At 34.0% G+C, this 14,327-nt stretch carries 11 protein-coding genes and 1 pseudogene; 1 reads left to right on the top strand and 11 read right to left on the bottom strand.

Features of this window, described 5'->3' with window-relative positions; all coding sequences use genetic code 11:
* Positions 1-93 precede the first annotated feature (93 nt).
* The 9 genes and pseudogenes from J5E45_RS09825 to eda all read right to left on the bottom strand — a co-directional run bounded on the left by J5E45_RS09825 (position 94) and on the right by eda (position 10,328).
* Positions 94-1,815 (bottom strand): ABC transporter ATP-binding protein, encoded by a 1,722-nt coding sequence (locus J5E45_RS09825; protein WP_101050493.1) that lies wholly within the window; start codon positions 1,813-1,815, stop codon positions 94-96.
* An 801-nt stretch (positions 1,816-2,616) separates the two neighbouring features.
* On the bottom strand, positions 2,617-3,438 hold the full coding sequence (locus J5E45_RS09820; protein WP_039068542.1) for an SDR family oxidoreductase: 822 nt from the start codon (positions 3,436-3,438) through the stop codon (positions 2,617-2,619).
* Positions 3,438-4,469, bottom strand: coding sequence for a mannonate dehydratase (locus J5E45_RS09815; RefSeq protein WP_107548764.1), 1,032 nt, complete (start codon positions 4,467-4,469; stop codon positions 3,438-3,440). The genes J5E45_RS09820 and J5E45_RS09815 overlap by 1 nt, the downstream gene beginning before the upstream one ends.
* Before the next feature lie 2 nt (positions 4,470-4,471).
* The gene (uxaC, locus tag J5E45_RS09810; RefSeq protein WP_069792807.1) at positions 4,472-5,878 is read right to left on the bottom strand and encodes a glucuronate isomerase; all 1,407 of its coding nucleotides are present in this window, start codon (positions 5,876-5,878) and stop codon (positions 4,472-4,474) included.
* 17 nt (positions 5,879-5,895) lie between these two features.
* Complete coding sequence (locus J5E45_RS09805) at positions 5,896-7,191, bottom strand: TRAP transporter large permease (protein ID WP_107548763.1); 1,296 nt, start codon at positions 7,189-7,191, stop codon at positions 5,896-5,898.
* Entirely contained in the window at positions 7,188-7,697 is a 510-nt protein-coding gene (locus tag J5E45_RS09800) for a TRAP transporter small permease (protein WP_101050496.1), read from the bottom strand. Before J5E45_RS09800 ends, J5E45_RS09805 begins: the two co-directional genes overlap by 4 nt.
* Positions 7,672-8,709, bottom strand: coding sequence for a TRAP transporter substrate-binding protein (locus tag J5E45_RS09795; RefSeq protein WP_069792810.1), 1,038 nt, complete (start codon positions 8,707-8,709; stop codon positions 7,672-7,674). The genes J5E45_RS09800 and J5E45_RS09795 overlap by 26 nt, the downstream gene beginning before the upstream one ends.
* Positions 8,710-8,735: 26 nt before the next feature.
* A pseudogene (locus tag J5E45_RS09790) lies at positions 8,736-9,707 on the bottom strand (sugar kinase).
* Between the two features lie 3 nt (positions 9,708-9,710).
* The gene (gene eda, locus J5E45_RS09785; protein ID WP_039068551.1) at positions 9,711-10,328 is read right to left on the bottom strand and encodes a bifunctional 4-hydroxy-2-oxoglutarate aldolase/2-dehydro-3-deoxy-phosphogluconate aldolase; all 618 of its coding nucleotides are present in this window, start codon (positions 10,326-10,328) and stop codon (positions 9,711-9,713) included.
* Between the two features lie 136 nt (positions 10,329-10,464).
* Between eda and J5E45_RS09780 the strand changes: the two genes are divergently transcribed.
* The gene (locus J5E45_RS09780; protein WP_039068553.1) at positions 10,465-11,409 is read left to right on the top strand and encodes a LacI family DNA-binding transcriptional regulator; all 945 of its coding nucleotides are present in this window, start codon (positions 10,465-10,467) and stop codon (positions 11,407-11,409) included.
* Positions 11,410-12,209: 800 nt separating this feature from the next.
* Here J5E45_RS09780 and cidR read toward each other — a convergent pair.
* Together cidR and bla are read right to left on the bottom strand one after the other, a co-directional pair.
* Complete coding sequence (cidR, locus tag J5E45_RS09775) at positions 12,210-13,085, bottom strand: cidABC operon transcriptional activator CidR (RefSeq protein ID WP_039068555.1); 876 nt, start codon at positions 13,083-13,085, stop codon at positions 12,210-12,212.
* Positions 13,086-13,157: 72 nt separating this feature from the next.
* Positions 13,158-14,018 carry a class A beta-lactamase gene (gene bla, locus J5E45_RS09770; RefSeq protein ID WP_039068556.1) on the bottom strand — a complete coding sequence of 287 codons (861 nt, stop codon included), beginning with the start codon at positions 14,016-14,018 and terminating at the stop codon, positions 13,158-13,160.
* Positions 14,019-14,327 lie beyond the last annotated feature (309 nt).

Genomic DNA, 14,327 nt, shown 5'->3' with positions numbered 1-14,327 from the left:
ACTAACACCATTTTCTATTTGTAAGAACATTGAAGCGTGCACCATTAGGTCTCGAACCTAGTGATGCACGCTTCTTATTTATATACTTCAAAATTAAAATGCCTCAACTTCCGCAAATTGTGATGCATACAGTTGCTTATAAGGACCATCCTGTTTCATGAGGCTTTCATGACTTCCCTCTTCCAATATTTGACCGTCTTTAATAAATATTATACGATCTACATCTTTAATCGTTGATAACCGGTGCGCAATAATTAAAGAAGTTCGATCTTCAGAAAGTTTTTTAAACGCTTTTTGAATTTTATTTTCTGTTTCAATATCTAGTGCGCTTGTTGCTTCATCTAGAATAATAATAGATGGATCTTTCAAAAACATTCTAGCAATCGATATACGTTGCTTCTGTCCTCCAGATAATTTTGTACCTCGTTCACCTACGAGGGTATCAAGACCGAATGGTAGTTCATTTATAAACGTTTCGAGTTGCGCGTTACGAATGGCATCCCATATTTGTGTTTCATCAGCATCTAAATGTCCATAGACAATATTATCCCTTAGCGTGCCAGAGAATAAGAAAACATCTTGCTGCACAACTCCTATTTCTGAACGTAATGATGCTAATTGGATAGATTGAATGCTTTGTCCATCTATTAAAATATCACCTTCATCCACTTCATAGAAACGTGGTAATAATGAACTAATTGTAGTCTTTCCGCTTCCACTTGGACCAACTAATGCAATCTTCTCACCTTGATGAATTGTTAAATTCATATGATTTAAAATGGGTGTCTCTCCATAGCCAAATGACACGTCTTTATACTCAATTGTCTCAGGTTTCACGGGCATTTTAGTAGCTTGTGGATCATCTTGTATTTCAGGGTCTATTGCTAAAATTTCTCTGAAATTGTTGAAACCTGCAATTGCTTTTGGAAATAATTCGATAATCATATTGATTTGTTCTAATGGTTTAAACAATACATTCGTAATCATAATAAAAGCTACGATCCCACCATAACTCAAGTCCCCATGTAATACGAAATAACTACCTACGATTAACACGATAACTAGTGTTAGTTTTTGGGCAATATGACTAATCGTAATATTCCACGACATGTAATTATATGCTTTTAATTTGGTAGCTCTAAAATTATCATTAATACGATTGAATTTCTGTTGTTCATGACGCTCATTAGTAAATGCTTGAACTAATCTGATACCGCCAACATTATCTGCTATCAATTCATTAAAACGAGACACATTCGCAAACAGCCCTTTAAATGCTCGAGACATTTTTTGACTGAAATATATAGCTAATATAAAAACAATTGGCACAACACAGAATGTAATTAGTGCTAATTTTACGTCAATTGTCAACATAATCACAAACGCACCCACCAAAGTCATAATAGATAAAAATATATCCTCTGGCCCATGATGTGCCGCTTCCCCAATATCCATTAAATCATTGGTTAGGCGTCCTATTAATTTTCCAGATTTTTGATTATCGAAATACTTAAAGTTTAATTTTTGAATATGACTATATAAATCATTCCGCATATCTCGCTCTATATTCGTACCTAATTTATGTCCCCAGTATGTTACTACAAATTTAAGCACTGATTCAGCAGCAAAGATGCCTAGCAATACTAATCCAAAAATCACAATAAGGTTCCAATTATTAGTTGGTAACAAGCGATCTATGTAAATACTTGTTATGAGCGGGAAAATTAATTCTAATAACCCAACAACTATGGCAGAACCAAAATCTATAAAAAACAACCCTTTGTATGGCTTATAATAATTCAAAAATGATTTCACAACATCCCACCTAATCTATAAATTATAAATGTGCATATGCATTACATTATGGATTAATTGATAATTATTATCAATGCTTTTTCGCAATTAATCTGTAGTTATTTTTACAATGATAACAGTTACTCACTCTTAGGTTTAACGTTTCATTAAATAAGCATTTCGCGCCAATTCACAAAATTAATTAAATGTAACATTTATCGTCTAAACTCAGCATACTTTCCCAATAAAAATAAGAGTGGATTAGAAACCAACTGCCTTAACGTTGATTTCGTATCACACTCCTACAAGAATATTAACTATTAATAATGTTGTTATAACGTTTGTTTTGTCATCTTGCACAATGAGTTTGGGACACAAATCCCTTTTTCTCAAAACAAAGGACTAATGCGTATTAAAAACGGATTAGCCCTTGCTATATAACAACTTTACAATTTTGACCGTGCACGCTCACCTATAATATGGTTCCAGCCTGGAGTCTCTCACTTCTAATATCCGCCGGGCTTCAGTATGTTACAAAATCGTTAACGACTAGAATTTAAATGACACACTTATCGAAATGATAGATATAGATCCAACGAAAGTATTTTTTATTTTAGCCCCACTATTTTAGAACAGTTCATATATATAATTTCAATAGAAATTGATGCTTATTCTCTAGTCAGAGATGTTTTAGGTCCCATATTCATTATAACGTCACAACTTTGATACTATACTGACGCCGACAACTTCCATAGGGAAATTTGATTATATTCTCATTCGCATCGTCAATTTACTGATAGCTCAATCAGTTACAAATTTGCTCTAAACACCAGAATATGACGAGAATCCTCCATCGACTGGTACGACGATACCAGTAACAAAGCCACTCATATTATTATCCATTAACCAATAAAGTGTACCTAATATTTCTTCAGGTTCACCAAAACGATTCATTGGTGTTTGAGATAAAATTTTCGAAGCACGTTCAGAATATGAACCATCTTCATTACGTAATAGTGCTTTATTTTGGTTTGTTTCAAAGAAACCTGGTGCAATCGCATTCACACGTATATGGCCTGCAAAGTATGTGCTCAACCACTGCGTAAAGTTACTTACTGATGATTTTGCACCACTATATGCTGGAATCTTCGTTAATGGTGTAAAAGCATTCATCGATGATATATTAATAATTGTCCCAGTTTCAACTTCTACAACATCTTTACCAAACACTTGTGATGGTAAGAATGTACCCGTATAGTTTAACTTAAAGACTTTATCTACGCCTTCTTCGGTTAAATCAAAGAATGTTTTGTCACCATCTTCATCGTACATTTCATCATTAGTAGTAGCGTTTGGGTTATTACCTCCTGCACCGTTAATAAGCACAGATATTTTTCCAAATTTATCGTTAAAGGTTTGTTTAGCTTGTTGTAACGACGCTTTATCTAATACGTTTGCGACTAATGCTACAGTTTGTCTTTTTTCTTTATCAATTTCATTTTGCAAGTCCACAATTTTCTCTTCGGAACGCCCTAAAATACCAACATTCGCGCCTTTTTTTACAAGTGCTTTCACAAATGTTGAACCTATTACGCCTGTGGCACCTGTAATAACGACATTAACGTTTTTAAATTGTTCAGTCATTATTTGCTCACTCCTTCAATTAAACCATTAATATATGTTGCCCCTAATGCTCTATCGAACAACCCATAACCTGCTTTTCCTGTTTCTTCCCAAATCATACGTCCATGATCGGGTCTGATTGTACCTTTAAAGTCAATATCTCTTAAGGCTTCTACAACTGCTTTCATATCTACAGATCCATTTTTAGATAAGTGCCCTGTTTCAACGAATGAAAATTCATCTAAACGTTTCACATTACGCATGTGCACAAAATGAATATGCTCGCCAAATTCACGAATCATACTTGGCAAATCATTCTCAGCTAATGAACCAAGAGATCCAGTACAGAAACAAATACCATTATGTCTACTATCATTTATAGCTAATAATTGTCTATAGCTGTCTTTATTCTTGATAATACGAGGGATACCAAAAATTGACCATGGTGGATCATCCGGGTGAATTGCTAAATCAATATCGTGTTCAATTGCAGTTGGCAACACTGCTTCTAAGAAATATTTTAAGTTTTCCCACAGTTGTTCATCTGACATTTCACGATATGTTGTAATGAGTTGATTCATCTCTGCTCTAGAATAACTTTCGTCCCATCCCGGTAAATTCAAATCAGTTGTTAAAGGATCGATGTCTTTCAATTGATCATGTTTATAAATTAACGTATTAGAGCCATCATCAAGTTCATAATCTAACTGTGAACGTGTCCAATCAAATACAGGCATAAAGTTATATGTGACTGTTTTAACGCCATTAGCCGCTAAATTTTTTAACGATACTTTATAATTTTCAATTAAAGCATCACGTTCCGTCGTCCCCATTTTAATTTTTTCACTAACCGGCAGACTTTCTACTACTTCAAACTTTAAGCCTTCCGCTTCAATAGATTGTTTTAACTGAGAAATTCTTTCAGATGTCCAAACTTCACCAACTGGGATATCATAAATCGCCGTAACAATTTGTTTCATATCTGGAATTTGTTTAATATTCTTTAAAGTTACTGGGTCATCTTCACCATACCAACGAAATGATAATTCCATAATTATTCCTCCTTAACTCCTTCAATTTTGAATAAATTAACTGCATTGTTATAACAAATATCTTTCACTATTTGATCGATTGTTGATGGTGATAATGCAATTTCTCCCTTTTCAATCTTATCTCCCAAGAAATTACATAAGATTCTTCTGAAATACTCATGGCGTGTATAAGAAATCATACTGCGTGAGTCTGTAAGCATGCCAACAAATTTAGATAACAAACCTACGTTAGCATATTCCACTAAATGTTTTTCCATGCCTTCTTTCGTATCATTGAACCACCATGCTGCACCTAACTGTACTTTGTGTTGACTATTTGAAAAGTTACCTGCAGTTGCTTGTACCATTAAATGGTCATTTCCATTATTTGGGTAAATAATAGTATCTGAAAGTGCTTGATGTTGTTCAAGGTGGTCTAACATGGCGTTTAATCTTTTAGCACTGAGTTGTTCACCAACACTATCGAAACCACTGTCTGGACCTACTTTGTCATACATGTTTGTATTATTATTTCTTGTAGGGCCTAAATGGAACTGAACTACCCAATTCAATTCGTGATAGACTTTACTAATTTCTGTTAAAATATAGCCCGCTAATTCATATTGTTCAGTTTCTGAAACACTTTGACCGCTTACTAACATTTCGAATATAGCATTAGCTTCTTCAGACGAAGCTGTCATCAGTGGTGTTTTTTCAAAACTTTGGTCCGAACTCCTAGCTCCTTGTCTATCAAAGTAATGTACACGTGCTTTCAACGCTTCGATATAATTATTTAAATTACTAACATCACAATCAGTCGCTTCATCTAATTTATCTATTTTCTCTTGCACTGTTGCACTACTTAAAAACACATAGCTATCTGGTCTAAATGTAGGGCACACCTTGAATGTTACTTTTTTATCTTCATTTAATAATTGATGATATTTCAAATCATCACATGGATCATCTGTTGTACATACAACTTTCACATTACTTTGCTTTATTAAATTCTGTGGCGTGTGTGACGTCTTAGCTAATTTACGGTTTAATGTTTTATAAAGTTTTTTTACATTTACTTTATCTAAATCAGTATCCTCATTAAAATAACGTTTTAATTCAAGCGCACACCAATGGTACATCGGGTTAACGATTGAATACGGCAGCATATGCATAAATGCCTGGAACTTATCAAAGTCATCTGCATTACCAGTGATATATGCTTCTTCAATACCGTAAGCTCTCATTAAACGCCATTTATAATGATCCCCTCCTAACCAAAGCTGTGTAATGTTTTCATAGTTTTTATTTTCATAAATTTCTTTAGGGTCTAAATGGCAGTGGAAATCATATATAGGTAGGTCTTTCGCCTTTTCATATAACTTCACTGCTGTTTTATTGTTTAGTAAAAAATCATCAGTAATTAATGACATAATATTTTGCTCCTTTTCTATAATCCTAATAATTTAGGAAGGAATAATGAAAGTTCTGGTATAAATGTTATAAATAACATTAAGATAATTAATGCGATGAAATAAGGTACTAAATATTTGAACACTGCCTCTACACGCACGCCACCAACACTTGCACCTACAAATAAGGCACTGCCAACCGGTGGCGTGATATTTCCAATACATAAATTAAAAGCAATAATAATACCAAAGTGAATTGGGTCTAAGTCTAAAACTTCTGAAATTGGTAAAAATATCGGTGTAAATATTAATACGGCTGGTGTGATGTCCATAAAAGTACCAATAACCAACAAAATGACATTTATTAATAGTAATAAAATAATTGGATTATCTGTCATAGAAATAATGCCATTTGAAATTGCTTCGGGTAATCCGGTATAACTCATGACAAGAGAAAATAAAGCAGAAGCAGTAATTAAGAACAAAATCATACCACTTATCTCTGCTGTTTCTTTAATTACATTAGGAATCTGTTTCAATGATAAACTTTTATAAATAAGCGATAAAACAGTCGAATAAAGTACGGCTACAGCAGCACCCTCAGTCGCAGTAAATATCCCTGAAACGATACCGCCAATAACAATGACAATTAACAACAAACTTGGTAAAGCATCTAATGTTAAAAATAATTTATCTCTCCAGCCAATACTTTCAGATACTTTATAGCCTTGTTTTTTGGCCATAGTAAAAGCTACAATCATACAGGCAATGCCCCATAAAATCCCAGGTATATAACCAGCTATAAATAATGCAGCAATTGATGTCCCCCCACTCACAAGTGAATAAACAATTAATAATGAACTTGGCGGTATCATTAAACCCGAAGGTGCAGAAGCAATATTTGCAGCAGCCGAGTATTCTTTTCTATATCCTTGTTTTTCTTCCATAGGTCCCATGATGCGCCCCATTGCAGCTGCAGCTGCTACACTCGACCCTGAAATCGAACCAAACAGCATATTACCAACAATATTGGTATGCGCCAATGAGCCAGGCAAACGACCTACAAGGACTTTCGCAAAATTAACTAACCTAAATGCGATGCCACCATTGTTCATAATGATACCAGCCAAAACGAAGAGTGGTATAGCGAGCATCGTAAAATCATCAATACCCGTAACCATTCGTTGCGCTGCCGTCACTATGGTCACATCAAATGGTAGAATCATTAACAACGTGATGATAGAACTCAAGATAATCGCCAGTGCAATAGGCAAACCGAATAATAGGAAGAAGAAAAAAGTTATAAACAATACTAAACCTGCCATTATTGTCATATATGCTCACCTACATCTTCCTTATTAACTTCTTGGACGGTCGCTAATTCTTGCTTATCTAACAGGTTATATATGGCGTAAAAAATAATAAACAAACCTGAAACGGGAAGTGCACCGTACATCAGAGCCATTGACAAACCAGTTGATGGTGCGATTTGTAACCATGTTAGTTTAACTACCTCATAACCGCCCCAAATCATTAGAACAAGTGCTACAATTATTAAAATAATATCCGAAATTTTTTCCATTATTAATTGTATTTTTTTGGGTAGTTTTTCTCGGATAAATAATATCGCTATATGTTGTTTAATACCGAATACATAACTTGCACTTAGTAAACCAAACCAAATTAATAAAAACCTCACTATTTCTTCACTTACAGTGCTTGGACTATTAAAGATAAAACGTGTCAATACTTGATAAATCGAGAGGATAACCATTACGAAAAGTGCAATACCAGCTAAAGTTAGCAATAATTTATCAATGATGGTCTTTGCTTTCTTCATAGCGTTGTTCCTCCTTTTCGATTAATTTATAATCCGCTTTAGTGTCAGGATTCTTTTTAAATTCATCTTGTAAAGGTTTAGAAGACGCTTTGAAGGAAGATTTATCTACATCATGAAAGTTCACTCCCATTTGTTCTTTAGCTGTTTTCTTACTATCTTCAATCGCGTTATCCCAAATCGTTTCATGTTTGTCAGTTGAATAAGCCGCTGCATCTTTCAACCACTGTTTTTGTTTTTCAGAAAAACTGTCATAGGTTTCTTTATTCATAATTAATATGTCTGGAACTATGGCATGCTCCGTATAGTAATAATGTTTAGCCACCTCACCATGATTATTACTTGTTAATGCTGTTTCGTTATTCTCTCCAGCGTCAATCACACCTGATTGCATTGCAGTGTACACCTCTCCAAAATCCATAGGTGTAGGCGTACCGCCAAGTGATTTAATTAAATCGACGCTCGTTTTACTAGGTTGCACGCGAGTTTTCAATCCTTTTAAATCTTTGCTTGTTTCAACTTTTTTATCTTTTGTATAGAGATTACGCATGCCTGCATCATAATAAGTAATACCTAAAAATCCTTTATCAGCAGTTGATTTGAAAAAGGCATCTTGTACGGATTGTTTTTGCATCACATGTCGATAACTATCTTGTGACTCAAATAAATAAGGCATATTAAACAAGGAGTACGTTGGTGAAAAGCTTTCTAATGCTCCTGCTGAAACCTTAGTCATCTGTATTGCATTTGTTTGTGTCATTTCAATTGCTTCACGTTCGCTACCTAATTGTCCATTTGGGTATATATTAACTTTTATCTGTCCATGGGATTCTTTTTCTAATCTATCTTTAAAAATTTCAAGTGATTTGTGTACTGGATGCTCGGTTGGCTGATTATGCGCTAACATAATTTCTTTTTTCTTACTTTCTGCGCTAACTTTATAATCTGATAACGCAATGTCTAACATGCCAGCTAAAAAGAATGCGCTTACAAACAGAGCTAAAAATTTTTTCATGTTTTTCGCTCCTTTTAATTTAGATCTTAACGTTTCAGTTCACCAAAGTGAGATGACAGATTATGAACTGCATTTTCTTCTATATTTAATGCATCTTCATTTGTCGTATGTTGTATCACTGAGCATTTTGTAGCAAAGTCAGTTACAGCGTCTAATTGCCAGCCCTTTACAAGACCATGTAAGAATCCAGCCATAAATGCATCACCGGCACCAATTCGATTAAGTACAGTATATGAATATGCTTTACCGTTAATAAATTTTTCGCCAGCTAATGTAATACCTTGCAATGTACTTTGCTCAATATTTCTATTACTGGAAGCCATTAAATGTATATCAAATTGCTTTTGTATCGTCTTAGCACACGTTTCTATATCATCATGTTCATCATTAGTCTCTAACAAGTGTGTGGCATCTTTTTTGCCAAAGAACAATACATCGACAAGCGGTAATACAGATTGAATTACTGGTAAAGCTTCTGCTTTTGTCCATAAATTGCTACGGAAATTAATATCAAACACAATTTTAGTACCCTGTTGTTTTAATTTAGTAAGAACCGATACAATTTACTCACGAATTGTTTTATTCACAGCTAATGTAATACCTGTGAAAATAAAGTAATCACCACTTTGCGTAGCTAAGTCATCGACAACCGTGTTCCCATGTTCAGCAAATGTGGAATGCTCACGATCATATATAACTTTACCGCTTCTATAACCAAAACTTTCTTCCATATAATAAGTTCCAATTCTACCTTGTTGTTGTTTCACAAATTCAGTACCTACACGTGTTTGATACATTTTTTGTAATGCTATGTGACTCAGCGCATGTTGTGGTAACACCGTTAACATCTCTGTTTTATGCCCAAATTCTGCTAGTGTAATGAGCGCATTTAATTCTGCACCACCGACATTAACGTCAAATGTATGTGTGTCCTTAAGCTGTTCATAATTAGGCGGAGTATAGCGTAGTAACACTTCGCCAAATCCAAATACCGTCATAAATTATCCCTCGCTTTTTAATTCTGCTACATATTGCGCTAACCCTGCTTTACCTTGTTGTTGATAAATTTTTGTAATTTCGCTGCCTATACCTACTGCAAAACTACCTGCATCTAACCATTCTTGATGATTATCTTTACCAACGCCTCCTGTTGGTACAATTTCAATTTGAGGTAGAGGTCCTTTAAAATCCTTTATAGACTTTGGAGAAAATTGTGTCGCTGGAAATAGCTTCAATACTTTGCAACCATAACGTAAAGACTCGACCATTTCTTTAACTGTCATACAGCCAGGAATATATGGTACATCATATAAATTAGCTATTTTTGCAGTCTCTTTATCGAAAGATGGACTTACTATAAATTTAGCACCATTTAAAATAGCATTACGTGCAGAAACACTATCTAACACTGTACCAGCGCCAATAACTGCATCTTCTCTCTTAGATAATTCGCCAATAATATCGATGCCATTCGGTGTTGTTAATGTTACTTCAATAATGTTAAGTCCCTTATCTATGATGGTGTGCGCAATATCTAAAAATGATTCAGCATTATCTGTACGCATCACCGCAATATGTTGCCCTTGTTGAATTGTCTTCATTGTTTCTATGGAATTCATCTTGTCATCCCCTTTAAAAAATAGTTTGGCAGAAAAATAACAACGTTGTTATTAATATCCAAAAAAATATTGTAATGCTTGTCTCTATGGTATAATTAATTCTAACTTAAATCAATCTATTTCAAGGAGAAGTTTTATGGCTGTGACTTTAAAAGACGTTGCCGAAGCCTGTGGTGTCAGCTATTCCACAGTCAGTAAAGCATTGAAAAATTCCCAACTAGTTAAACCAAAAACAAAAGAAATGATACAACAAAAGGCCGTTGAAATGAATTATATCCCTAATCATTCAGCAAGAGCTCTTGTTTCTAAAAAAAGTGGCACAATTGGATTAATCTGGCCATCAGTAGATCGTGTCGCCGTAACGCATCTCATTACAGAAATTAATTTGGCTATTAAATCATTAGGTTATGTCATGTTTGTGTCTATCGATGATGTCGCTGCTGCTTCGAAAAAATTTGTTGAATTTGGCTGTGACGGTATCGTAATTTTTGACGAAGGTGACGACTCTAATCTACCTCCAGAAATATATAACAACGTACCTGTAGTGGCTTATGGCGTCGATCGTAATATCCCTTACCCAATTGTTAACGTGAACCACGCTGAAGCGATGATTCTAGCAATAAAAGGATTGCTTGCTAAAGGTATCGATACGATAGACTATATTGGTGATATCAACACAACAGATGCGCGTCAAATTGCCAAAAAAGAAGCCATCATCAATTACTGTGAAAACAACAATGTTACCTATCGAATTATCGATTCTAACGGATTAAATGCGATAGACGCGGAGGCTGCAGTAAAACAATTTTTAAACGATGGAGCGCTCTCACCGGGTGTCATTTGTGGAAGCTACGATATTACTGTAGGAACGATTAACGCTATGGATTCAGATCATCAACCTATAATTTATTCTTATGATAATATTCCACAAATTAAAAAATTGGATTACCCTGTTCACGCTATAGGTGTACCCACTGCCGAAATTGCACAACAAATCGTTACAACTTTAGATAAAGTCATTAAAGATGAACCTACGGAACCTGCGTATCACCTACACCCTTCTGCAAGTGATGATAACTAATCAATATACACAAACAAAGCGCCCAAGACTACATGGACAGTGTAGTTTTGGGCGTGATTGTTTGAGAGATATTTATCTAGAGGGTTACCGCATTTTTATGATTTCAAACGAAATATTTATTTCGTCCAATGTATTATAGTTTTATCTGGTAATTGTTTTTTAAATCTAATAAGTGACTTCATAGATGCGCGTGCCATCTTATCGATTTATAGCAGTCAGTAGTGATAAGTTTTACTAAGTTCCAGTAATAATAACGTTATATATAGGTTCGTTTTATCTACGTTGCGTCGTCTTGTGTCGAAATAATGCTTAACCAATAGCGTTCGATGGGGTGTTTTTAACATTCATGACTGGGAGAAAGTTAATTTAATATTGGTTTTATTTACCATTTCGAAATATTATGAATACGTTTTTATGAGTAATACATCTTTTATCTGTTTAATGCTTACAAATAACAACCATGTTAGGTTTCGCTACATCGACTCTGTGTAGCAGTAATGCATTATCCAAGTAATACACTAACTTCAGACGATTTTTTTCTTTATAAATTATGAACCCAGTTAACAACCACTGTCTATTAAACTGCTATCGTATCTTAGGTGTACGATAAAATAAATACATCATGAAATACTTATTTATAAATCGATATGAATAATTTATTAATGAGTACTTATAACCCTCTACAACTCTATTATAGTATGGCCTTTAACATGAATAAAATACATAGTTGGAATGCTTAACATTCTCTTTTGGAATACTTCAATTACCTAATAATATTAATTTGCTGGTGTAGATTAATATTATTTGTACTCTGTTAAAAATTGAATCCATTCATGCGTCACATGGTTCATATAACTATCTTTTTTCCAAATCAAACCTAAATTCCATGCCGCATCGGCGCCCGTAATCTCAATACCTACAACGCCATCATTTAAAATACGTACTATGCTCTCGGGTAAGATACTCACACCAATTCCATCACGAATCATATTTTCAATAAAAGTAATTTGCGACATTTTTGCTACTGTTTTCGGATGAAACCCAACTTTCCTACAACTCTCAATAATTTGGTCTTTTAAATAATAATCATCATGGAACATGATAAATTGTTCACTCTTCAAATCCCCTAAATACACAGATGATTGTTTCGCTAACTCTGCATTTTTGTCCACCACTAATAATAACTTTTCGTTATATAAAGGCACTGCATGGTAAATGTCGTCATCTACAGGTAACGTCGTGATACCAACGTCAATTTCGTCGCTATTCAGATAGGATTCAACAGCTTTTCCACCACCTTCTATCACTTCATACGTTACATTTGGATATTTATTGTGAAATTCATTCAAACTTTCTGTAAATAAACGAACATTCATAATAGCAGAAATACCCACACGAATATGTCCACGTTCTAAGTTTGTGACATCTCCCATTTCTAGCGACAAATCATCTAATACAGCCAAAGCTTCAACGCATTTATCATAAAATATTTGACCAATATCCGTCAGTATAATGTGTTTTTTGCGTCTATCGAACAACGTAATATTAAATTCATCTTCAATGCTTTTGATATTCTTGCTAATTGTAGATTGTGCGATATAAAGGTGCTCCGATGCCTGAGTCATACCACCATTTTTCACAACTTCCACAAAATACTTCATCTGCTTAATTTCCATTTTGAACTCCTCTATAACCCTTTGTTTAACTATTATAAGTGATTGTTTTGTTTTCTCGATAACTCAAAGTTATCATTTCAATTTTTCAATTGCTTTTTCCGCTGCCGCTGCGATTATTTTATCATCTGGTTTTGCATTCTTTTGACCTTGTTTCGTATAAATTGCTAAAATAATAGGCTTTTTGTGTTCGTCAGTGTATATAAATGCCAAATCATTACGCGTTCCATAAGTTAAAGCTTGGCCGCTTTTATCTCCTACCGTATAATGTTTAGGTACGCCAGCTTTAATCAAACTATCACCAGTTTCATTTTCAACCATAACTTGTTTTAATAGCGTTTGATTTTCTTTATCCATTTGGCTGCTAGATAACAATTTATTTAAGGTTGTGGCTGCTGCTTTTGGCGTCGTTGTATCAGCAATTTTAGTTGGATCATAATTATTTAGCTCTGGTTCTAATCTTTGAGGTTTTGAAGTAGCATCTCCTAAATTTTTAAGTTCTTTATTAAATCCTTTAATTCCGCCAATTTCCTTTATTATTTTATTATTTGCAGTATTGTCACTTTGGAGCATCGACGCCTTCACTAAAGATTTTAATGACATTGTTTTTCCTATGTATTTTTCGGTAACTGGAGAATACGCAACAATATCTTGTTCATTTATTTTTACCTTTTTATTGAGTTTATCCTGAGACGTATTATTAAGTAAAATTCCACTCGCAATCGCTTTATACGTGGACGCAAAAGCAAATCGTTCGTCAGCGTTGTGTTTGTATACTTTACCATTTTCAGTATTCATACCATAAACACCTATAGTTACATCATTCTTGTCTTCAATATGTTTTATCTCACTCGCAGAGGCGCTATTATAATGCGTTAAATGTGCTAGTAACAGTGTAATCATACTCACCATAATAGCTAAAAATACTTTTTTCATAAAAATCATCCTCCTAATTGTTTAAAATGTTTTTATTAGATTTTTTATAATTATAACTGTTAAATTCACTAATGAAAAATAACATTATAATAGAGTCAGACAAAAATCTAATTTATTTAAAAAGATTCCGCCGTGCTCCTGATTATAATGACTATAGTTGAAAGGAATAAAGATTTATCCGAACTGAACTATGCATAAGCACTACTAATTCTCAAAACTAGAACACATAAGTAAATAGCTTATGTATAGGAATCATTAATTTAATATAGACTGAGACAATTAATGCCCCAGCCTCTCAATCCACAATTT

It is taken from the genome of Staphylococcus shinii (assembly GCF_017583065.1).
Taxonomy (GTDB): Bacteria; Bacillota; Bacilli; order Staphylococcales; family Staphylococcaceae; genus Staphylococcus; species Staphylococcus shinii.
This window is presented reverse-complemented; position numbering and strand designations above follow the sequence as displayed.

What these genes read in the sequence shown, in the direction of transcription:
- J5E45_RS09820 (WP_039068542.1), bottom strand. Translation starts at nt 3,438, where the DNA reads ATGACTGAACAATTTAAAAACGTTAATGTCGTTATTACAGGTGCCACA.
- J5E45_RS09815 (WP_107548764.1), bottom strand. Translation starts at nt 4,469, where the DNA reads ATGGAATTATCATTTCGTTGGTATGGTGAAGATGACCCAGTAACTTTA.
- uxaC (WP_069792807.1), bottom strand. Translation starts at nt 5,878, where the DNA reads ATGTCATTAATTACTGATGATTTTTTACTAAACAATAAAACAGCAGTG.
- J5E45_RS09805 (WP_107548763.1), bottom strand. Translation starts at nt 7,191, where the DNA reads ATGACAATAATGGCAGGTTTAGTATTGTTTATAACTTTTTTCTTCTTC.
- J5E45_RS09800 (WP_101050496.1), bottom strand. Translation starts at nt 7,697, where the DNA reads ATGAAGAAAGCAAAGACCATCATTGATAAATTATTGCTAACTTTAGCT.
- J5E45_RS09795 (WP_069792810.1), bottom strand. Translation starts at nt 8,709, where the DNA reads ATGAAAAAATTTTTAGCTCTGTTTGTAAGCGCATTCTTTTTAGCTGGC.
- eda (WP_039068551.1), bottom strand. Translation starts at nt 10,328, where the DNA reads ATGAATTCCATAGAAACAATGAAGACAATTCAACAAGGGCAACATATT.
- J5E45_RS09780 (WP_039068553.1), top strand. Translation starts at nt 10,465, where the DNA reads ATGGCTGTGACTTTAAAAGACGTTGCCGAAGCCTGTGGTGTCAGCTAT.
- cidR (WP_039068555.1), bottom strand. Translation starts at nt 13,085, where the DNA reads ATGGAAATTAAGCAGATGAAGTATTTTGTGGAAGTTGTGAAAAATGGT.
- bla (WP_039068556.1), bottom strand. Translation starts at nt 14,018, where the DNA reads ATGAAAAAAGTATTTTTAGCTATTATGGTGAGTATGATTACACTGTTA.